Here is a 21,097-nt window from a genome sequence, read left to right on the forward strand (position 1 = left end):
TGAGAGATAGTTTACCCTTAGATCACTTTAGCTTCTTCATGCAGCAACTTCACCAGTTCTTCTACGTTATCAGGACTGATCAGTTTTACACCTGCCTTAGCCGGCGGCAGTTCAAAGCCTACCACGGCAGTCAGTGCATCCGCAGCTACTGGTTCAACTACACTTAATGGTTTGGTTCTAGCCGCCATAATACCGCGCATATTAGGAATACGGGCCTCCGCCATTCCTTTCTGGCAGGAAACTACTACCGGAAGTGATACTTCACATACTTCTTCTCCACCTTCAATCTCCCTGTTTACAGTGGCTACGGTGCCACTCAGATCAAATTTGGCAGCAATAGATACATAAGGCAGTTCCAGCAGTTCCGCGATCATACCGCCTATGCCGGAGCCATTATAATCAATGGTTTCTTTACCGGTAAAAATAATGTCGTATTGCTTATCCCGGGCATGCGCCGCTATCTGCGAAGCAATGTAATAACTGTCTGCACTGTCTGCATTTACACGGAAAGCTTCATCGCCACCCAAAGCCAGGGCTTTACGAATAATAGGATCACAATCTGCTCCGCCTACGGTAATAAGATGCACATCCGCTCCGATGGTTTCTTTCAGCTCCAGCGCCCTCACCAATGCATACCATTCGTCGTATGGATTAATGATAAACTGTACACCAGCCTCATTGAATTTCGTGTTATTGTCCGTGAAAGCTATTTTTGCAGTCGTGTCCGGAGTTTTGCTGATACATACTAAAATCTTCATGGCCTTAAACTGTTTTATTTAAAAATGCGGTAATAGCAAATATATCTAAATAAAGTACGCCAACCACAAGGGGAGAAGATGATTTTAATCAGTATAACGATTGACATATTGTATAATAAGATAATAATAAAACAGGATGGACAGAATCGCACAAATAAAGCAGCTTTTGTTGGCTACGCCCAACGACAGCTTCCTGAAGCACGCATTGGGGCTGGAGTATATTAAGATCAACGATGATGCGGCTGCCCGGCAGCAGTTCGAAGAGCTGCTGGCCAACGAGCCAGGATATGTAGGCTCTTACTATCAACTGGGAAAGTTGCTGGAAAGGGCGGGTGATAATACTGCTGCCCTGAAGGTGTATGAAACCGGGATGGCGATGGCCAAAGCCGGTAATGAAAGACATGCTTATAACGAACTGCAATCTGCCTACGAAGAACTGGCGTATTGATCTTTTAAATCCAATCAACAACGGATGCCTCAACATTTAGTAACTAATTTCTCCGCTTATATTTCCCGTCAACAGTTATTTGATCCCGGGCAACAAGTGCTGCTGGCCGTTAGCGGCGGCATCGATTCTGTAGTAATGGCCTGGCTCTTCAAACAAGCCGGTTACAAGGCAGGTATTGCCCATTGTAACTTCCAGTTGCGGGGAGAAGAATCCCAAAGAGATGAAGCGTTTGTAAAACAGCTGGCAACCACCCTGGAATTACCGCTATACACCACCCGGTTTGATACGCAAGCTTACGTGGAGGACCAGCGCATTACCATCCAGGTGGCAGCCAGGGAGCTGCGCTATAACTGGCTGGAACAAATACGCGCGGAACATGGCTATGCATTCATTGCCACTGCACATCATATGCAGGACAGCGTGGAAACGGCCCTGATGAATTTTACAAAAGGCACCGGCATCGCCGGTTTGCATGGCATATTGCCGAAACAGGAACACCTGATCCGCCCTCTGCTGTTTACGGAAAAGGAAACGCTGGAAGCCTATGCCGCTATGCATAATATTGCCTATGTAGAAGATAGCTCCAATATAACGGATAAGTATACACGTAATTTTTACAGGCATCAGGTTATTCCCCGTTTAAAGGAAGCATTTCCGGCTGCGGTAAAGAATATGGCCGCTACCATAGAGCGGATGAAAGAAGCCGAAATCCTTTACCGGGAAGCGATAGATAAACATCGCAAACGCCTGCTTTTCGAGGAAAATGGCACGTGGAAAGTACCGGTGCTAAAACTGCAAAAAAGTATACCGCTGCAAACCATTGCCTGGGAACTGTTTCGTACGTTTGGATGTTCCTCAGCACAAACACAGCAGGTATTGCTGTTACTGGAGAGCGAATCCGGCCGGTACGTGGAAACCAGCACCCATCGTATTATCCGCAATCGCCAATGGTTACTGATTACACCACTTACTACCGCCACCGCGTCATTGGTGGTGATTGAACCAGGGCAGTCAACTATTCATTTTGGAGGCGGCCAACTGCATGTGCGTCAGCAGGAGAGAGGTACGGCGACTATTCCTGCTGCTACCGAAACTGCCTGGCTGGATGCCGCCGCAGTAAGCTTTCCACTGATTTTGCGCAAATGGAAACAAGGTGATTATTTTTATCCCCTCGGGATGCCCAAAAAGAAAAAGGTAAGTCGTTTCCTCATTGATCAGAAACTATCGTTGCCACAAAAAGAAAAGGTATGGGTGCTGGAATCTAACAAACGGATTGTATGGATAGTAGGGATGAGAATAGATGACCGGGCGAAAATCACCTCCAAAACAAAAGGGGTATTGAGCATAGACTTTATTAAATAAAAAGATGGATTTAGTTACATCTCCCGTAACTAAATCCATCCACTGATATTACCGGTGCAAAAGCGCCTGGATGAAATAAGTACCCAGCTGAGGATAGAAGATCAGCGGGAATACAAAGCCATAGATGGCCCCCCAGAAGTGCGCGGAATGATTGATATTGTCACCGCCTTTCCTCGACATATACGCAGATCCCGCCAGGAACAGCACACCGTAGATAACAGCCGGTAATGGAATGGCCGCAAATACATAAATTTTCTGCCACGGCGTGATCAGGATCGATGTAAATACCACACCAGAAATGGCTCCTGAAGCGCCCAGCGACGCGTAGTGCTCATTATTGCGGTTTTTTATGTAAGAAGGAATATCTGCCACAATGATGCCCAGTATATAATAGGCTACAAACACCAATTTATTTTGAAATAGTTGTTGGAAAACCCCTTCAATGAACTCCCCAAAAAACCATAAGGTGAGCATATTAAATATCAGGTGCCCGGCATCGGCATGTACAAAACCAGACGTGACAAAGCGGTAATATTGGTGATAACGACTTACCATGTAAGGGCGCATCATCAGCTTTTCCAACTGGTCCTGGTTCTGGAGTGCCGTAAAGGAAATAATGGCGGTGATAATGATAATGATTAAGCTGATCGTAATTGTCATATAAACGGGTTGTTAATGGTATCCTGAATATAACTATTGATGATGATATTTTTCCCTGTTCAACACAGTATAGGCACGGTATAATTGTTCGGTGAAAATTAGTCGCACCAGCTGATGCGGGAAGGTGAGGGGCGACAAAGACATTTGCAACTGCGCTCTTTGCAATACCGTGGCATCTATACCGAAAGCGCCGCCTATCAGTATAATCAATTGCCTGGTACCGGCATTATTACGTTGTTGCAGGAAATCTGCAAATTGTACTGTTGTCATCATCTTCCCCTTTTCATCCAATGCCAGCAAAAAATCGGTGGGCTGCAACATATCCAGGATGATTTTTGCTTCCTGTTTTTTTAGTTCAGGCACGGATAAACTGGCTGCCTGCTTTACAGTAGGGATCAGCTTTACTTCAAAATCTACATAATGCTGTAGTCTTTTTTGAAAAACAGCAATGCCCTCCCTGATATAGGGATCATGTTCTTTTCCGATGCTCCAGAGTTGAATTTTCACGTCTTACAATAATTAATCAATCGTTGTAAAAGTAAGTGTAAATCAGAAGATTGGAGCGTTTTTTTAATAACAGTTTGGCAGTTTGCGAAAAATAGATAACTTTATGATTCCACTATTAAATGGCTCTGTAGCTCAATTGAATAGAGCATCTGACTACGGATCAGAAGGTTTCAGGTTTGAATCCTGACAGGGTCACCAGGATAAAGCCCCATCACTGATGGGGCTTTACTTTTATCCCTTCTTTCGTATTAATGGCGATTTTCCCAAGCGTGAATACTTTAGCAACCTGATATACCCGGCATTAAAAAGGGCTGGCCGGAAGACGATCCTTTTAAACCACGGTATTCACAACATATTTATGTTACCGGTGGATCAACATATCAAGTAGAAAATACTATAATCGGAACTATTAAATTATATTAATAGTTTATATATTGTTATGATTGCGCTGTTGCGTTAAACCCTTTTACACCTATACTATGATATTTTTTTATGGCCGCAGAAGTTTGCTGATGAAATCGTTCCAATTGGCAGACATAGGCGTCTTCAGCGACGTACCTGATTTTGTGCGGTTTGAAGTCAGGCAGAATTACGCACATCTTTACTGGATTCCACTGTTCCCGCTGGGTAAAATGTGGTGCGTTCGTAAAACGGATAACAAGCTATATGAAGTGAATGAAGAACTGCTGCCACTCCTGGAAGCCTTACCACATCCTTCTATGTCGTGGCTGGCTTTTCTGGGTCCAATTTTGCTGGTGGCAGGGTATGTATTATTTAGATTAGGATTGATTTTTTAACTAAAAGAATATTATGGAAAGTCCGGTGAAATGGCCATTCATAGCCAGTTTACCGGACATTTTTCATAAAAATTAGTAATCGCTTATCCTGCAAAGGCATCCAGCATATCCATTGATGGGGCAAAGAACAAACTCCCGGTGGTGGCCGTGCTAAAATCCAGGATACGGTCATAGTTACCTGCCGGGTCACCTATAAACATATTGCGAAGCATCTTTTCTACGGTAGTGAAAGTGCTGGCATAACAGATAAAATAGGTCCCCATTTCATTGGTAGATACATTGCCGAAGGGCATGTTATCCCGCACTACTTTAAAGTCATCACCGATATTTGCCAGCGCAATATGCGCGTTTTTAGGTTTTACCTCATCGCTCATTTCAATGTCATGTTCCTTTGAACGTCCGATAACTTTCTCCTGTTCGGATACCGGGAGCGACTTCCACGCATTGAGGTTGTGGAGGTACTTTTGTACAAACAGGTAGCTGCCTCCTTTGTAGGCCGGATCCTGTTCTCCAATTACCGCAAAATAATCACGGTCTGTTCCGTGCGGATTTTCCGTACCATCTACAAAGCCCAAAATAGAGCGGCTGTCCCAATAACGAAAGCCCTGTACTTCTACTACACAATCTGCTATTTCCTTCATGAAATCCGCAATAACGGAAGCCATATCATATGCATGGCTCTTTGCATCGGAGCGGATGTGAAAATGCAGATCGCCTTTGGTGGCAACGGCGGTATGTTTGCCACCGGGTATTGCTTCAAAGCTTTTAAGTTCCAGTGGTAAAGGCTTCGGTAAATCCAGTTTCAGCCAAGCCTCGTAACCAATGCCCATAACGCAGCTTGCCTTTGCATCGGGAAAGCGATCGAGGGCTGAGTTATTGAGATTAATCACCAATGCGCAGACCCGCTGGAAAACAGGCTTTATCTGCGCTGCGGCTAAGCCGTCCTTAAAGTTCCATACGAGGAAGTAAGTATTATTGTTTGGATAATCCGTTACATTTTGCGGGTTATTGGTGTTGATCGTGCCGACTGTTGCCATGTGCTGATATATTGGTGTTATCGTAAAGGTACCTCCAAATTACTAAATTCTACTATTGATATAAGAGGGTGTTTGGATAGAAATCTCTTTTTTTTAGTGATGTTTAAATCCGGTAAAATCTACAACTACACTACGTTTGCAGTATTTTCCGATAGACGTATATACGTGGGCGATAGGGCAATGAGCAATTTTTTTTTTGGTTAAAATAAAAAGTTGCCACATATTTGCACTCCCAAACGGGGAAATGGCTCCGTAGCTCAACTGAATAGAGCATTTGACTACGAATCAAAAGGTTTCTGGTTTGAATCCAGACGGAGTCACAAAAAAGCCTTCAGGTAATACCTGGAGGCTTTTTTATTTTACCGCATTCCTTTCTTTCTGTCCTTTCTTTTTTTATATTTATTATCACACAAGGTGCTTGTCGCCCGCGTTACTATCACTTTGCCGGAAGTGGAGCTGAGCTCCGGTAAGAGCCGAAAACCGAAAAATAAATCAACATGCCGATAGCAGTAAAGCAGCGATTATTATCACTGGATTTTTTTCGTGGCGTGACGGTAGCCGCCATGATACTGGTGAATAACCCTGGCAACTGGAGCTATGTATATGCGCCATTGGAACATTCCAAATGGAATGGTTGTACACCCACCGACCTGATTTTCCCTTTCTTCCTGTTCATTGTAGGGGTGTCTGTTGCTTATGCGCTGGGAAGCCGGAAGGAGGATCCAACGCAACACAAAAAACTTATCTGGCAGGCTTTGCGCAGAGGGGCCACTATTATTGCATTGGGTTGGCTGTTGAGCCTTATTCCTAAATTCAATTTTGCGCATCTGCGATTTCCGGGGGTGTTGCCACGAATAGGAGTGGTGTTCAGCATTTGCGCCATCCTGTTCATTAAAACAAGCCGGCGCACGCAGCTATGGACAGGCGTAGTATTATTACTGGGCTACTGGATAATCATGACCTGTATTCCTGTGCCAGGTATTGGCGCGCCTAACCTGGAGCCGGAAACGAACCTGGGGGCATGGCTGGATCGCCTGGTGTTTACACCGGCCCATTTATGGGCTGGCTCTAAAACCTGGGACCCTGAAGGGATTCTCAGTACTATTCCGGCTATTGGTACCGGCATATTTGGTATGCTGGTGGGGGCCTGGCTGCAGCGTAAAGACCAGGAGCAGGCCGTAAAAGTGTCCTGGATGTTTGTGTATGGTTTTATTACGGTGTTGTTAGCGCTGACCTGGGATCCTTTTTTCCCGATTAATAAATCGTTGTGGACAAGCTCATTTGTACTATATACCGGCGGTTTGGCTACCATGGCGCTGGCATCCTGTTACTGGCTGATTGATGTACAGCAGCATCAGCGCTATCTCACGCCCTTTGTGGCTTTTGGCCGCAATGCCATTACCGCTTTTGTACTTTCCGGGCTGGTGCCGAAGATATTGGGTTATATACCCATGAAAGATACCAACCTGCATGAATGGTTTTATCAAACGGTTTTTGCCAGTTGGTTATCGCCTTACCATGCTTCGCTGGGAGCCGCGATATTATTGGTATTGGTGATCCTGGTGCCAGTGGGATGGATGTACCGTAGAAATATTATCATTAAAGTATAAGACGAAAAACAACTACTAACGTACTAGTATATACGAAATAATTACCCGCTCGCCGGACTGCCTGAAATGGAGTATTTATTGGTGTTTCCTTTAATTACGTATATCCGTTAGCGATAGTATCTGAAAAAATATTTTAAATTTTTTTTGTTAAATTTAAAACAAATCCTACATTTGCAATCCCAAACGGGGAAATGGCTTCATAGCTCAACTGAATAGAGCATTTGACTACGAATCAAAAGGTTTCTGGTTTGAATCCAGATGAGGTCACTAAAAGATGGAAATGCTGCATACATAAGTGCAGCATTTCCTATCTAAATGAAAAATCTGAAGAAAAGCTATCAGATATAAAAACTTGAAAAATAATTTGTTAGAATAAAAAAATATTCTACATTTGCAATCCCGAAAGGGGAAAACGGCTTCATAGCTCAACTGAATAGAGCATTTGACTACGAATCAAAAGGTTTCTGGTTTGAATCCAGATGAGGTCACCAACGAAAGGACGAACAAGGGTTACACCGGTTCGTCCTTTTTTTATGCCCTGACCCAGGGGGAATGGCAACCTGGTTTAACCCATAGTGACGCAAGTGCTAAGCGCCTGACTTCTCCCAATAACATTCATTAAAAATTATATTTTTATATTTTATATTTGATAGTATGCTCCTTTCTTTGTCTGATCAAATGGCTGATGTAATGGCCGATGCGCGGAGCTTCAGCCTGGAGAATAAAATTTACTATATAGACAGCCTGCTTGTATTGTTGATGCTATTGCATCGGGATGATGTTTTCCTACCCATCCCGGAAGACGACCGGGCCATAATACTACAGCGGCTAAGTGCACAGGAGTGGGTGCAATTGGAAACGGTATCTGACCTGCTGGCCATCCCTTTGACAGTAGAACTGGAAGAACTGATGGATGGAGCCTGGAGAATAAACAAGCTAATACATAGCACTAAGGATTTAATGGCAGAAGACCTGCTGCTGGCAATGCTAAGTGTGCAGGGCCCTTGTCGGGAAAAACTGGAAAGGGGTGGACTTATTTTTGAAGATTACGTGGAGGCATTGGCTGAAAAAGAAGGAAAAGAGATGGAGGAAGATGGGGAGGAAGACGTAGACTATTACCTCTTTGTGCCTATGGATTATGCCGCACGGGAGCCTCAACGGGACTGGATGAAAGAAGGCATGGTCCGCTTTTTATCCGGAAAATCCCAAAAGGAAAAGCAGGCAGGAGAACACCTGAAAACAGCCGATTATTATTACCGGTTTAATCAGTTTAAGCTGTGCCGGAATTATTGCTGGTATGCACTGCAAGCCAGCCCCACGTTTATGGATGCATACGTTTTATGTGCCATTGCCTGGATGAAAGAGCGCGCATATGATAAAGCGTATCCTCATCTGAAAGATGCGCTGCGACTGGATCCTGGCAATATTTATACTATGGAAAACATGGCAAGTTGCCTCCGCCATATGGGAGCAGTCGAAGAGGCGGAAAAAATATATCAGCAATTACCCCACGATACGGACGACGTTTATCTACTGAACAACCTTGGATTCTTTTATAGCGATACCGGGAAATATGAGCAGGCCATCAGCTTACTGGATCGCGCCATTGCCCTGGGAGGTGACGAATACAACGCCTTTGCCTATAACAATAAAGGCTACGCCCTGATGCAACTAGGGCAGCTGGATGCCGCACGTGAATTCATATTAAAATCCCTCACTTTGCACAAAGGGAATGGATACGCTTACCGTAACCTGGCCCTCTTATACCTGAAAGAAAATAATCGTATTGCAGCCCGGGAAGCCTTGCTTCAGGCTAAACGTTTCCGGTTTGCCGCTTTGTATGGTCCGGAAGTAGATGAATTATTAGCGGGATTTGAATAGTATACATTTCCTGGGAAGGGAGTTCCGGTAAAAAACATTATCTTTTACGGGTTGTTATCTGATCATCCGGCAACAGGCCGGTCATCATTTTGCCCAAAAAGGAAACCAGGAACTATGATACGGATCAAAAAAGAAGGCGTGTTACTGAAACCCACCACGCTGGCGTTTGAAAAAGAAGGCGTGTTAAACCCTGCTACCATCAGAGAAGGTGATGACATTCTTTTTTATTATAGAGCTGTGCAGCAGGGAAATCATTCCAGCATTGGCTTTTGCCGCCTTAGTGGCCCGCTGACAGTTACGGAACGCATGACCCAACCACTGCTTTTCCCGGAACATGATTATGAGTCGAAAGGCCTGGAAGATCCCCGAGTAGTAAAGATCGACGATCTATATTATCTCACTTATACTGCCTATGATGGCGCTAACGCCTGCGGAGCGCTGGCCACTTCCTCAGATGGTATTCATTTTGAAAAGAAAGGGCTGATAGTGGCGCAGATGGACTTTCTAACATTTAAAAAACTAGCCGCTACTAATTTTACCCTTAACGAGAAATACACTACCTACAACAGTTTCAACCCAAAATTATGGGATAAGGATGTTGTTTTTTTTCCGAGAAGAATCAACGGCAAATTATATTTCCTGCATCGTATCAAGCCCGATGTGCAGCTGGTAGCGGTGAATGATTTATCGGAATTAACCCCGGCTTTCTGGGAAGATTATTTCCTGCATCTGAAGGACCATATTGTACTTTCTTCCAGGTATGCGCATGAAATAAGCTATGTGGGCGCTGGTTGTCCACCGATAGAAACGCCGCATGGCTGGCTGCTGATCTATCATGGTGTGCATGAAACAAAGCATGGATACGTATATGTAGGCTGTGCCGCTTTGCTGGACCTCGATAATCCCATGAAGGAAATAGCCCGCTTGCCTCACCCGATATTAGTACCAGAGCGGGCTTGGGAAGTCAGGGGAGATGTAGATAATGTTTGTTTTCCTACAGGCACCGCGGTATTCCACGATGCACTCTATATTTACTATGGCGCCGGTGATGAAGTAATTGCGACAGGCGTGGTTAGCATCACGGAGTTACTCAACGAATTACTCGCTCATAAATCGGTGTAACAGGCTACAATAGTAGCTATCACCCGCTTGGTTTCTTCCGGATCACGCACCCGGATACAGTCTACCCCTGCTTCTTTGGCCGGATAGTCGTTGCCACCAGGGAAAATGGCATCGCCGGCAAAAAGCATTTCAGCAATGGTAATGTGTAAGATATCTTCCAGCTTATGGATGCCGTAAGCTTTGTCGATGCCAGGTTTGGTAATGTCTACAGAGGTGGTGCCACCCAGGTTAACGGAAAATTCCGGGATCAGCTGTGCCAGCATGGCTTTCATCTTTTGCCTTTTGGCAAAATCCGGATCCCATTTTTGTTTCTCTTCCAGTGGCGCTGCTTGTCCCAGTGCAGAAAACGTGATCTGGCTGCCCCGGTCTTCTATCTGTTCTCCCCACAATTGCGGCGGTGTGTAGCTGAGTTCCGTCACTACATTCCGTAAAGCAGTAACGATTTTTTCCTTTTCTGCTGCCGTGAAATTTTCTGCATATAGCAGTGACCAATCGTTGCGGTATTCATAAAATTGGGTACCACAGGTAGGCAGAATAGATAGTTGTTGTAACCGTTCTCCTGCAGGCAGGTGCGCGAGCACCTGCTTTTGGAATTGTGGCCAGGCGCCACCGGAGATAATAGCCACCCTGGCCACCTGTAGCAGGGAATATAGTAATGCGCTCATTTCCTCATCTATAGAAGATTTGCTCGGCGCCAGGGTACCATCGAGATCGAATACGACCAGTTTTTTCATAGACCGTATTATTTATTTAATAACGCTAACGCCTGTACGCAAATGTTATCAGCAGTAAAACCAAATTCCCGCAATAGCACCGGGCCGGGCGCAGAAGCGCCAAAGCGGTCTATGGAAATGTTGAGGCCTTTGTCGCCGGTATAACGTTGCCAGCCCATGGAGATGCCTGCTTCTACTGATATCCGTGCGGTAACAGCGGCTGGTAATACCTGCTCCCGGTAGGCAGCCGGCTGTGCGTCAAATAATTCCCAGCTGGGCATGGACACTACGCGAACGGCTATACGTGATTTTAGTTTTTCCTGGGCGGCCAGTGCCAGGTCTACTTCCGAACCGGTAGCAATGAGAATCAGCTCCGGTACACCATTGGGCGCTTCAGAAACAATATAGGCGCCAAAACGTAGCCCATTTGCCGCAGCGTATTTGCTGCGATCTATTGTGGATACCGCCTGCCTGGAGAGGATCAGCGCTACGGGTTTATCGGGTAACAATATGGCCATTTGCCAGGCAGCAATGGTTTCATTGGCATCCCCCGGACGAATCACCACCAGGTCAGGGATAGCCCGTAGTGCCGCCAGCAATTCCACCGGCTGATGGGTAGGGCCATCTTCTCCCATGGCGATGCTGTCGTGCGTAAACACGTATATGACTTTCAGTTCCGATAACGCCGCCAATCGTATCGATGGGCGCATATAATCCGAAAACGTCAGGAAGGTAGCACAGTAGGGGATAATGCCCCCATGTGCAGACAAGCCATTGGAAATAGCTCCCATGGCATGTTCACGCACGCCATATTGTATATTTCTGCCTTCATAACTCCATGCACCGCCGGCAGATCCCTGCAGGTCGCCCACTTTCATGAGCGGGCTTTCAAAATTACCAGCGTCTTTTAGTTCTGTATTAGTAGAAGTATTGAGGTCGGCGGAGCCGCCTATCAGGCCGGGTAGGTGCGGAAAGAAGGCTTGCATGATTTTGCCGGAAGCAGCCCTGGTGGCAAGTCCTTTTGCATCAGCGGGAAATGGGGTAATGTCTTTGTCCCAGTTTTCCGGTATATGTCCATGTATCAGTAAGCGCAGCTCTTTCGCCAGGTCCGGGTATTTCTGTGCATAAATCACCATTTGTTCTTCCCATTTTGCGCTTTCCTTTTTGCCAACGTCAACAGCTATACGAAAATGAGCAGCTGCTTCGGGAGGTACCAGGAAATCCGGTGTGGTAGGCCAGCCCAGCTTTTCTTTGGTGAGCTTTACTTCTTCCGGCCCAAGCGGAGAGCCATGGGCAGCGGTAGTATCCTGTTTGTTAGGAGAACCATAACCGATATGGGTGCGTACCAGTATCAGGGAAGGGCGGTCCGTCACCGCCTGCGCCGCACGGATAGCCCGATCGATGGCTTCCAGGTCGTTGCCGTCGGCTACTTTTTGAGTATGCCATCCGTACGACTCAAACCGCATGGCATGATCTTCTGTAAAGGTGACCGGCGTAGCAGATGCCAGGGTAATGCGGTTATCGTCATATAAATAAATCAGTTTGCCTAACCTCAGGTGTCCGGCCAGGGAAGCGGCTTCCGCGGCAACGCCTTCCATCAGATCCCCGTCGCTGACCAGGGCATAAGTATAATGATCGATCACCGAATCACCCGGACGGTTATATCTTGCGCCCAGGTATGCTTCTGCCATGGCAATACCTACTCCATTGGCAAATCCTTGCCCCAGGGGACCGGTAGTAACTTCCACGCCGGGAACCAGTCCCCGCTCCGGGTGCCCCGGTGTTTTACTGCCCCATTGGCGGAACTGCCTGATTTCTTCCATGGATAAATCGTACCCGGTAAGGTGCAGTAGACTATACAGCAGGGCAGAACCATGGCCGGCAGATAAGACAAAGCGGTCCCGGTTGAACCAGTCAGGATCAGCAGGGTTATGCCGCAAAAACCTGGACCAAAGCACATAAGCCATTGAAGCAGCTCCCAGGGGCAGTCCGGGATGCCCGCTATCAGCTTTCTGTACGGCATCTACAGATAAGAAACGAAGGGTGTTGATACATAATTCATCCAGTGCAGCAGGATTGGGTATGACCGCGGTATTGTTACTCATGAAGATGTCTTTTAAAGGTGAAAAAGATCACACATAGGTCAACAAACATCATGCTCATAAGGTTGGCGGAAATGGCAGTCTGCATGCCAGAGGAAAGAAAACTATTCAAACAGGGAAAGCTCGTCGCGGGTAACGGCGTGAAAAAGGTTCTGGAGCTGGTGTACATGCACAATAGGACGGCCATAAGCTACCAGCCCTTCTGCTGCGTCAGTAAGGGGCTGGAATACACCGTTTTCATGCCGTACGTGTACACTGTGCAGCCGGTTGTATTTCAGGGAATACACATTCACGTCTTCCCCGTAATCGGGATCTCCTTTGATAAAGCCAAACCTGGCCAGGAGGTACACATCCAGGATAACCGGGTTCACTTTATCAAAGCGCAGTTTACTGAGCGGTAGCCCTGAATTATAAACGTATCCATCTAAAATGCCTTCTACTAAAAAGGCGGTTTCCTCCATGTTATAATCAAACCAGGCTACATAATTCCCGATCCGGATATCTGACGCTTCTATCATAAAAAGTGTTAAGCCAGCAATATTAGTAAAAGCGTAATGAGGGCTGGTAACGCCTGCATAAAAAATATTTTTTTGTCGGCCGTAAGGGCGCCATATAGGCCTGCCACAACAACACAGCCTAAAAAGAAAATGGCTACACGGGCAGCCCATATGGGATCTGTGATGAAGAATGTCCAGGCCAGGCCTGCGGCGAGAAACCCGTTATACAAGCCCTGGTTGGCCGCCAGTGATTTGGTAGGCAGGAAAAGCTCTTTCGGGAACTGCTTGAAAACTTTGGGGCCCCTGGAGGTCCAGGCAAACATTTCCAGCCAGAGGATATACAAGTGTTCTACCATCACCAGGGTGATCCCGATTTTAATTAATAACTGCATAAGGGAATGTTAAAGGATACCCAATAAATATACTTAAATTATCTTTTCCAGGAGCCAGGCAATGGCGAGAGCAATGACAGTACCCACAGCATAACATAGGCAGTCGCTCCACAGGAACCCGTGTCCCAGGATAATACCGGCAGGGGTATTGCGAAGTTTCACAGCCCAATCGGCCTGGTAAAGCTGCTGTACTTCAATGAGGATACATACCAGGTAGTTACTGATGCCGATTTTCCACAGTGGGGTAACCGGGTAGAGGAACCGGATACCAAAGAAAATACAGGTGGCCGATAATACATCGCCGCCATATACACGTATTAACTCCGGGAAATATTGGGGAGCCCACCTGGTGGCCAACCCTAGAGGGATATTCAATAAAATGAGGAAGAAATAGAACCAGCGCCTTCTTGCTACCATAGGTTTAAAATGCGATAAATATAAGAAAGATATTCTTATATGAGGCGCTATAGCGGAAAATGAACAGGTATTACTTATGTAATAAAAAAAGCAATAACCCGCCTGGGTTATTGCTCATTATTATTGTTTTCGTTAGTTACACTATTTTTCTTTTTTCCGCGGTTGGTACCACCTTTACGGCCTATGGCGGCCATGTGTTCCCGGTTTTTGCTGACTGCCTCACCGCCTTTTTTACCTGCTGCACGGGCTTCTTCAGACGTGAACTTATGGGCTACGCCCTGTTGATGAGCAGCTTTCCCACCTTCTCTTGAAATGGCACGTTGCTGTTCAGGGTCCATAGAAGCAAATCCGCGTTTACTATGCTTGCTTTTCTGTTCCGGATTCTTTTCCTGCGCATGTGTGACCGACGTGGGATGTTGAAATCTGATGTCTTCCATAATCCTGAAGTTTTATAGTGATAGTAGTTAAAAGAGTCTTTAAAAGCGATCAAGATATGTGCCACCGCCCGTAGTCAATACTGTAGCCGGTATCAGGAGATGTGTATCAGCTGAATAGGGCAATACATTCCACAATCCATAGAATTTTTAACACACTTTTGAGGTGGTTTCCCCATTTTATCCCATTGAAGTCCTTCATTATCCGTGGCTTATATTTTGTTTTCGCATAATTGTTATTCTTTTCCTCAACCCATCTAAATTTTTTTGTTATGGCAAAGTATTCAGATGAATCACAGCGCAAAGTCAAAAGAGCAATGCATGAAATGCATGAGGGTAAATTAAAAAGTGGAAATAGCAATAAGAAAGTTACGAATCCTAAGCAAGCTATCGCTATAGGATTATCCGAAGCAAGAGAAGAAGGTGCCAAAGTGCCCAAGAAACCTGCCGCTAAGAAAGCGCCCTCCAAAAAAGTTGCTCCAAAAAAAGCAGCCGCTAAAAAAGCAGCCGCTAAAAAATCAACCGGCAGGAAAATAGCTACCAAAAAATCAACGGCTAAAAAAGCCGCTCCAAAAAAAGTAGCAGCTAAAAAAACAACCACAAAAAGGACAGCTGCGAAAAAAGCAACCACCAGAAAAGCCACCGCGAAGAAGACAACTGCCAAAAAGACGATGGCTAGAAAAACGGCTCCAAAAAGAAAGTCAACCGCCCGTAAAATGTTAGCAACAATGGCCTGATGACCGCAGTTTTTATAATGTTAATATATTGATAAAGACCGGTGACTACACAGCACCGGTCTTTATTTGTGGTATATACCTTGCAGCATATAAGGTATGGAAAAGCACAGCATTACTGTGATCATAAAAGGTAAACCCTACGGTTTGGTCATCACCATCGACAGGGGGGCTTTAGAGACAGCATTTCAAGTGATTCCAGACGTAAGTGAACACGTATTGGAAGAATACGAACCCCATACCGCCGCTTTTACAACCGATCACAAAGACACCCCGGAAGGAAGCCTGCGCACCGTGGAGTCCGAGCAAATTGCCCGGATTATCTGGGAAGAAATCCTGGATAAAATGAAATAACTCCCGCTGGCTTCACAATTTTAAAATCACGGTTGTACCTTCGCAACAAAGCGAGCGAGCATAGCTATGATGGTAACCGATAAAACGTACAAGAACGCCAATCGCAGTGAACGGATTATTTTCCTGGTAAAACTACTGGTATACCTGGGTATTGTATATTTCAACGTGGAACACCCGGCTGTTTATGACAAATTTGTATGGCTGTTTAAACTCACCAACGCACTTTCTTTTTTCCTGGGCGCCAACCTGGTGATTTCACTGGCATGGCTGGTGATTTTGTCGTGGTATACCCGCCGGAATAAAAGCAAACCCATTGAAAAAGATAATTTTGTACTGGGTATTAACAGAATCACTTCGGTACTGAACACACTTTTCTTGTTACTGGCCATTACATTTTTCTTTGGCGTAAACCCACTCCAGTTCGTAACCAGTATTACCATCGTGGCAGCAGCCATCGCGCTCCTCACCAAAGATTATATCACCAATATGATCAATGGGCTGATTATTATGTTTTCCGATCAGTTGTCATTGGGCGACCAGGTGCGGATAGGAGAGTACAAGGGCCGGGTAATGGATATCACCCTCATTAACGTAGTATTGTTGAACGACGACGATGACCTGGTCATTATTCCCAACTCTGTTGTTTTTACAACAACAGTATTGAACCAGTCCAAACAAAATATCAGGAAACTGACCGTGGAGTTTGAACTGGATCATAAACATCCTTTTACCATCCGTGGATTGGAAGAGCGATTGAGAAACAGTGTGGCAGAGTATTCCCGCAGTTTTTCACCAGAAAGTTTTTCCCTGAAAACCATAGAAATCAAGAAAGATTTTGTACAGTTTAAAGTGCAACTGGTGATGCCATTGTCCAACAAAGAAACAGAGCGCCAGATCCGGCGTGCCCTCAATACCACTATCCTGGCGATTGCCGAAGGATTGGATTAAACCGTAGCCATAGCAGCCGTCAGGGTGGTAATAAATTCGTCCACCTGTTCCTTACTTACGTTAGGCATGCAGATAATATGTGAACACCCATTTTCTGAGGCCAGTTGCCACTTACGGCGAATGCTTCCGGGAGGATCCGGAAACACTACCGTAATAGCATTGGGGTTACGCCATGCAGGAATGCCGATTTCATTCAAACGTTCTACTGCGTAAGCGGCTACTGCTAAACTATGCCTGGCCCGCTCTTTTAATCCGGCGAGGCCGAGGGATTGGATAGCATACCATAGGAACAATGGACTATGGCCGTTTCTTGAACCGGTGATGGTGGTGTCCATACTACCGATATACGCTACAGACCGGGCTATTCTGTCGCGGTTAGATTTTTTCGCCACCACCACGCCACAGGGAATGGGTGCACCAATAAATTTATGTCCGCTAATGGCAATGCTGTCTGCTCCATCTGCAAAATCGAAGGCTGGCCTGGGATCCAGGAAAGCGCTGTAACTACCGGATAGTGCGCCATCCGCATGAATATAGTGATGTTTAATCGCCAGGTTTTTAAGGATACCTTTAATCCGTTTGATGTCGTCCCTGGCTTCCGTCATGGTGGTGCCGATGTTAGCCAGCATGATCACCGGTAAATGCCGGTTCATGCGAATCGTATTTTCCAGGTCATCGTAATCTATTTCTCCATTAGGCAGGGTGCGGATAATAATACCCGGCATATTCAGCAGGTGCAGGTTTTTCTGCACACTATAATGGGTAGCTTCAGAATAATATACCATGCCTTTAGGGTATAGTTCTCTCGCGAGATACAAGCCATATAAATTGCCTTCAGAGCCGCCATTGGTCACATAACCCCACCAGTCATCTTCGGGCGCACGGAACAGGTCCGCAAAAAAAGATACCACCTGCTTTTCCATCTCCCGGGTACCTACGGCATAAGTAGAGGGGACAAACGGATCCCCCAGGTTGTTGAGCGGGTATTGCAGAAAAGGCAGCAAAGGACTATAGTCAAAATCTTTCGATACGGGATAACCCAGAAAGTCTTTGGTACGGGATTGTACCTGTGCCAACAGTTCATCCAGCACCGCAGCATCTGCGGTGGCTAACCGGTAGTCTTTCATAATCGTTAATTACAGGTGTATGATGCTGCTAAATTAGGATATACTAATTGAATGTATCTATGAAAATATACTTAATAGAAAATATATACTATTTTTGATGTGATGATAGTTTTAATAAACTATTAAAGGCGACGCCGTCGCTACTTTAAAGAAAAATATAACTACCATGGATACACTGGATAGCACAGATCGCCGCATTTTGCAGGTATTACAGCAGGATGCCCGGTTAAATACCAAGGAAATTGCGCATCGTATAGGGTTGTCCGTTACCCCTACATATGAGCGGCTAAAAAAGATAGAGAAGAGCGGAGTGATAAAAAGCTACGTTACTTTATTACACGGAGACCAGGTTGGGAAAGCCCTCATGGCCTTTTGTAATGTATCGTTGCGACTGCATTCGCAACCGCTGATTAAAAAATTTGAGACGGCCATTGCCGGCATGGAAGAGGTAATGGAATGCTATCACGTAGCCGGTACCTATGATTACCTGCTGAAAGTAGTGGTAGACGACATGCGGAGCTACCAGCATTTTCTAACCAACAAGCTGGCTGCCGTAGAAAATATCGGGCAGGTACACAGCTCTTTTGTGATGACGGAAATTAAGCATACCACTGCCTTTGAGCTGCGTTGATCAGCGTCTTAATACCCGCACACCATTTACCGGGTGATCCTGTACAACCATGGTATAAGCCCGCGGATTGATCTCCGTATCCTCTGACAGGGGAAGGGTGAAGGAAAAGCTGCTGCCGGTACCGGGCATACTGTTAAACCAGATTTGCCCGTGGTTGCGCTCTACAAAGTCTTTCGACAGGTGCAGTCCCAAACCACAACCCTTTTCGTTTTGGGTACCAGTGGTAGAATAATAGATATTGGAGAAGATGCGGTGTTGATTTTCCAGTGGGATACCGGTACCATTGTCTTTCACCGTTATTTCCACGATGTCGTTGTTCACCGTTGCGCTAATCAGTACCTCGCCACCGGCTGGGGTGAACTTAATAGCATTGTTGATCAGGTTACGCAATACCAGTCGGATCATATCCGGGTCAGCATATACCTGGATATTTTTATTCAGCTCATGCGACAACTTCACTTCTTTTTGCCTGGCCAGGGTTTGCAGTAAATCGAATTCCCGGCTGAGCAACATCGTGAGATCAAAATCATCTGGCTTCACCCCGATGCCTTTCATTTGGTTACTGGCCCATTGCAACATATTGTCCATCATATAGGCCGTATTTTTTACATCTCTCCATAACTCATCGGTGTACATCCGGAACTGGTTAGCATCAATTTTTTCATCTTTGAGCAGGAACAGCAAGCCTTCCAGGATAGCCAGCGGAGAGCGGAGATCATGCGAAATCACCGAGAAAATTTTATCTTTTACCTGGTTCAGGTTTTCCAGTGTCGCATTTTGTTCCAGGATAATGCGGTTTTGCATAGATACTTCCTGGTTTTTGTTATTCAGCTCCAGGTATAGTTCCTGTTGCCGTTTATACAGGCGGTATACCATCACCGTGATCAGTAACAAGGCCAGGAACAGGGCCGCAGCGGATAATACCAGTACCCGTTGTTGTTGTATGGTGGCCAGGTGCATATGTTGTTCCTTCTTCAACAGCACATTTTCCCGCTGCTTTTTTTCTGCTTCATATCTTTCTTCGGAGCGCGAAATTTGCCGCCCTTTTTCTGCATTGAAAAAGTCGATATTCCGGTTGCTGTAGGCTTTGAAATCGGCAAACGCGGCGGCATAGTCTTTTCTCGCAGAATCAAGTTCATACCGGATTTTATAATAGATCAATTCATTTTTAGCATTTCCCAGCTGGTCGTTTAATGCTTTGGCGTTGTCGAGGTTTTTATCTGCGCTTTTTACATCGCCCAGCATGATTTGTACTTCAGCGAGGTTTAGGCTGGCTTTTACCACCCCTGGTAAATTGCCGGCCTCTTTATAATATTGGGAAGAGAGCTGATGGAAGCGGAGTGCTTCGTCATATTTTTCGGTTACCATGGCAATGATACCCATGTTTTCATAAGTATATGCCAGGCCGCGCTGATCGTTTAGTTCCAGTTTTATTTTCTCCGCCCGTTTTAGATAGTACATGGCGGAATCATACATTTTCAGGGCAATGTAGGCAGAACCGATATTATTGATGGTTTTGCCAATCTCTGCTTTTTCATTCCGCTTCATTTTGATGGCCAGCGATATTTTCAGGTAGTGCAGGGCATCCCGGGGGCTGTTCAGCTCCGTGAAAATATTGCCGACGTCATTATTTAATATCCCCAGCATAGCAGCGTCGCCGAGTATTTCCGCCTGTTTAAGGGCATTGAGGGTCAGCTGCATTTGCTGATCCAGGTGGCCTTTGGTATTTTCCACGAGGGCCAGGTTACGCAGTGCCCATATTTTTCCGGGTATATAATGAAGACTATCGCTAAGTAGCAGGGCCTCCTCGCCGAAGCGGGCAGCCAATGAAGCATCTTTGGTAAAGTACATCCTGGCCACCTGGTTCAACAGGTTAATTCTGGCAGTATCTTTTTGGGGGTGGGCATGAAGGGATGATAATAATGGATCATTGACATCCTGCTGCGCTGCTACCGCAGGCGACAACAACATGAAGTAAAGTGGGATTAATATGCATTTATTCAAAGGACTGGCCGGCAGCATAGTGTATAGTGTTGGCAGTGACAAGTGTGGAGCGATTCGGGGACGGTCCACCTTAATATAGGTTAAAATTAAAGATAATGTGCCACGATTCAAAGTAAGTTGGCATAAAAAGGCCATGTATTTAGTGTTATATTCCTATAAACCAAATAGGGTCGTATCTTTCGGTAACTTTTTTTATTTTTTATCTGCCAGCTGCTGCTTTTATAAACAATAATGCCCATGAAACCGGTTATTACCATCGAATACTGCCCTAAATGCGGATGGTTATTAAGATCCGCCTATATGGCCCAGGAATTACTGACCACTTTTACAGAAGAGCTGGGAGGAGTTACCCTGCGACCCAGTGAAACAGGAGGCACCTTTACCATACGGCTAAACGAAGAAATGCTGTTTGACCGTAAAGCCGCCGGGCATTTCCCGGAAATTAAGTTCCTGAAGCAACTGGTGCGAGACCACGTGAGCCCGGACAAAAGCCTGGGGCATTCCGATAAACCATAATGTAAGCGGGTGGTGATCGTTTTGGTAATTTCTTTACATTTGCAAC

General features: G+C 45.7%; 23 protein-coding genes and 4 tRNA genes. 15 read left to right on the forward strand and 12 right to left on the reverse strand.

Annotated elements, in window-relative coordinates; genetic code table 11:
- Positions 1–17: 17 nt before the first annotated feature.
- Positions 18–758 (reverse strand): electron transfer flavoprotein subunit beta/FixA family protein, encoded by a 741-nt coding sequence (locus AC5ZC7_RS12140; RefSeq protein WP_496161572.1) that lies wholly within the window; start codon positions 756–758, stop codon positions 18–20.
- Positions 759–894: 136 nt separating this feature from the next.
- Here AC5ZC7_RS12140 and AC5ZC7_RS12145 point away from each other — a divergent pair, with 136 nt between their 5' ends.
- Together AC5ZC7_RS12145 and tilS are read left to right on the forward strand one after the other, a co-directional pair.
- Positions 895–1,206: a hypothetical protein gene (locus AC5ZC7_RS12145; protein ID WP_496161573.1), complete on the forward strand. Its 312-nt coding sequence runs from the start codon at positions 895–897 to the stop codon at positions 1,204–1,206.
- A gap of 24 nt (positions 1,207–1,230) precedes the next feature.
- Positions 1,231–2,568, forward strand: a complete 1,338-nt coding sequence (gene tilS / locus AC5ZC7_RS12150) for a tRNA lysidine(34) synthetase TilS (protein WP_496161574.1) — start codon at positions 1,231–1,233, stop codon at positions 2,566–2,568.
- Between the two features lie 48 nt (positions 2,569–2,616).
- On the opposite strand, the gene AC5ZC7_RS12155 is transcribed toward tilS, so the two are convergent.
- The gene (locus AC5ZC7_RS12155) at positions 2,617–3,228 is read right to left on the reverse strand and encodes a rhomboid family intramembrane serine protease (protein ID WP_496161575.1); all 612 of its coding nucleotides are present in this window, start codon (positions 3,226–3,228) and stop codon (positions 2,617–2,619) included.
- 33 nt (positions 3,229–3,261) lie between these two features.
- Entirely contained in the window at positions 3,262–3,735 is a 474-nt protein-coding gene (locus AC5ZC7_RS12160; protein ID WP_496161576.1) for a 23S rRNA (pseudouridine(1915)-N(3))-methyltransferase RlmH, read from the reverse strand.
- Positions 3,736–3,856: 121 nt separating this feature from the next.
- Here AC5ZC7_RS12160 and AC5ZC7_RS12165 point away from each other — a divergent pair.
- Both AC5ZC7_RS12165 and AC5ZC7_RS12170 read left to right on the forward strand, forming a co-directional pair.
- A tRNA-Arg gene (locus AC5ZC7_RS12165) sits at positions 3,857–3,933 on the forward strand.
- 281 nt (positions 3,934–4,214) lie between these two features.
- The gene (locus tag AC5ZC7_RS12170; RefSeq protein ID WP_496161577.1) at positions 4,215–4,532 is read left to right on the forward strand and encodes a hypothetical protein; all 318 of its coding nucleotides are present in this window, start codon (positions 4,215–4,217) and stop codon (positions 4,530–4,532) included.
- Positions 4,533–4,615: 83 nt separating this feature from the next.
- Here the strand turns inward: AC5ZC7_RS12170 and AC5ZC7_RS12175 are convergent, their stop codons facing one another.
- On the reverse strand, positions 4,616–5,569 hold the full coding sequence (locus tag AC5ZC7_RS12175; RefSeq protein ID WP_496161578.1) for a Dyp-type peroxidase: 954 nt from the start codon (positions 5,567–5,569) through the stop codon (positions 4,616–4,618).
- Between the two features lie 246 nt (positions 5,570–5,815).
- Here AC5ZC7_RS12175 and AC5ZC7_RS12180 point away from each other — a divergent pair.
- The 6 genes from AC5ZC7_RS12180 to AC5ZC7_RS12205 all read left to right on the forward strand — a co-directional run bounded on the left by AC5ZC7_RS12180 (position 5,816) and on the right by AC5ZC7_RS12205 (position 10,182).
- Positions 5,816–5,889, forward strand: a tRNA-Arg gene (locus AC5ZC7_RS12180).
- Between the two features lie 177 nt (positions 5,890–6,066).
- Complete coding sequence (locus AC5ZC7_RS12185; protein ID WP_496161579.1) at positions 6,067–7,179, forward strand: heparan-alpha-glucosaminide N-acetyltransferase domain-containing protein; 1,113 nt, start codon at positions 6,067–6,069, stop codon at positions 7,177–7,179.
- A 193-nt stretch (positions 7,180–7,372) separates the two neighbouring features.
- Positions 7,373–7,446 (forward strand) — tRNA-Arg (locus AC5ZC7_RS12190).
- A gap of 147 nt (positions 7,447–7,593) precedes the next feature.
- Positions 7,594–7,670, forward strand: a tRNA-Arg gene (locus tag AC5ZC7_RS12195).
- 163 nt (positions 7,671–7,833) lie between these two features.
- Positions 7,834–9,060, forward strand: coding sequence for a tetratricopeptide repeat protein (locus tag AC5ZC7_RS12200; protein WP_496161580.1), 1,227 nt, complete (start codon positions 7,834–7,836; stop codon positions 9,058–9,060).
- Between the two features lie 114 nt (positions 9,061–9,174).
- Entirely contained in the window at positions 9,175–10,182 is a 1,008-nt protein-coding gene (locus AC5ZC7_RS12205) for a glycoside hydrolase family 130 protein (RefSeq protein WP_496161581.1), read from the forward strand.
- Here the strand turns inward: AC5ZC7_RS12205 and AC5ZC7_RS12210 are convergent.
- From AC5ZC7_RS12210 to AC5ZC7_RS12235, 6 genes are all read right to left on the reverse strand, one after another.
- Positions 10,167–10,916 (reverse strand): HAD-IIB family hydrolase, encoded by a 750-nt coding sequence (locus AC5ZC7_RS12210; RefSeq protein WP_496161582.1) that lies wholly within the window; start codon positions 10,914–10,916, stop codon positions 10,167–10,169. The two genes, AC5ZC7_RS12205 and AC5ZC7_RS12210, sit on opposite strands and share 16 nt — an antisense overlap.
- An 8-nt stretch (positions 10,917–10,924) precedes the next feature.
- Positions 10,925–13,000 carry a transketolase gene (gene tkt / locus AC5ZC7_RS12215; RefSeq protein WP_496161583.1) on the reverse strand — a complete coding sequence of 692 codons (2,076 nt, stop codon included), beginning with the start codon at positions 12,998–13,000 and terminating at the stop codon, positions 10,925–10,927.
- 101 nt (positions 13,001–13,101) lie between these two features.
- Positions 13,102–13,515, reverse strand: a complete 414-nt coding sequence (locus AC5ZC7_RS12220; RefSeq protein ID WP_496161584.1) for a hypothetical protein — start codon at positions 13,513–13,515, stop codon at positions 13,102–13,104.
- An 8-nt stretch (positions 13,516–13,523) separates the two neighbouring features.
- Entirely contained in the window at positions 13,524–13,886 is a 363-nt protein-coding gene (locus tag AC5ZC7_RS12225; protein ID WP_496161585.1) for a DUF1304 family protein, read from the reverse strand.
- A gap of 33 nt (positions 13,887–13,919) precedes the next feature.
- Positions 13,920–14,303 carry a DUF2809 domain-containing protein gene (locus tag AC5ZC7_RS12230; protein ID WP_496161586.1) on the reverse strand — a complete coding sequence of 128 codons (384 nt, stop codon included), beginning with the start codon at positions 14,301–14,303 and terminating at the stop codon, positions 13,920–13,922.
- Positions 14,304–14,410: 107 nt separating this feature from the next.
- Positions 14,411–14,740, reverse strand: coding sequence for a KGG domain-containing protein (locus AC5ZC7_RS12235; RefSeq protein ID WP_496161587.1), 330 nt, complete (start codon positions 14,738–14,740; stop codon positions 14,411–14,413).
- Between the two features lie 269 nt (positions 14,741–15,009).
- Here AC5ZC7_RS12235 and AC5ZC7_RS12240 point away from each other — a divergent pair, with 269 nt between their 5' ends.
- The 3 genes from AC5ZC7_RS12240 to AC5ZC7_RS12250 all read left to right on the forward strand — a co-directional run bounded on the left by AC5ZC7_RS12240 (position 15,010) and on the right by AC5ZC7_RS12250 (position 16,773).
- On the forward strand, positions 15,010–15,474 hold the full coding sequence (locus AC5ZC7_RS12240) for a DUF6496 domain-containing protein (protein WP_496161588.1): 465 nt from the start codon (positions 15,010–15,012) through the stop codon (positions 15,472–15,474).
- 96 nt (positions 15,475–15,570) lie between these two features.
- Complete coding sequence (locus tag AC5ZC7_RS12245) at positions 15,571–15,825, forward strand: hypothetical protein (protein WP_496161589.1); 255 nt, start codon at positions 15,571–15,573, stop codon at positions 15,823–15,825.
- 66 nt (positions 15,826–15,891) lie between these two features.
- Positions 15,892–16,773, forward strand: a complete 882-nt coding sequence (locus AC5ZC7_RS12250; protein WP_496161590.1) for a mechanosensitive ion channel domain-containing protein — start codon at positions 15,892–15,894, stop codon at positions 16,771–16,773.
- Here the strand turns inward: AC5ZC7_RS12250 and AC5ZC7_RS12255 are convergent.
- Positions 16,770–17,900 (reverse strand): histidine decarboxylase, encoded by a 1,131-nt coding sequence (locus AC5ZC7_RS12255; RefSeq protein ID WP_496161591.1) that lies wholly within the window; start codon positions 17,898–17,900, stop codon positions 16,770–16,772. The genes AC5ZC7_RS12250 and AC5ZC7_RS12255 overlap by 4 nt on opposite strands.
- Before the next feature lie 166 nt (positions 17,901–18,066).
- Here AC5ZC7_RS12255 and AC5ZC7_RS12260 point away from each other — a divergent pair, with 166 nt between their 5' ends.
- Entirely contained in the window at positions 18,067–18,531 is a 465-nt protein-coding gene (locus AC5ZC7_RS12260; RefSeq protein ID WP_496161592.1) for an Lrp/AsnC ligand binding domain-containing protein, read from the forward strand.
- On the opposite strand, the gene AC5ZC7_RS12265 is transcribed toward AC5ZC7_RS12260, so the two are convergent.
- Positions 18,532–20,604: an ATP-binding protein gene (locus tag AC5ZC7_RS12265; RefSeq protein WP_496161593.1), complete on the reverse strand. Its 2,073-nt coding sequence runs from the start codon at positions 20,602–20,604 to the stop codon at positions 18,532–18,534.
- A 168-nt stretch (positions 20,605–20,772) separates the two neighbouring features.
- Here AC5ZC7_RS12265 and AC5ZC7_RS12270 point away from each other — a divergent pair, with 168 nt between their 5' ends.
- The gene (locus AC5ZC7_RS12270) at positions 20,773–21,051 is read left to right on the forward strand and encodes a SelT/SelW/SelH family protein (protein WP_496161594.1); all 279 of its coding nucleotides are present in this window, start codon (positions 20,773–20,775) and stop codon (positions 21,049–21,051) included.
- Positions 21,052–21,097 lie beyond the last annotated feature (46 nt).

Source organism: Chitinophaga sp. 9-1-y, from assembly GCF_059511905.2.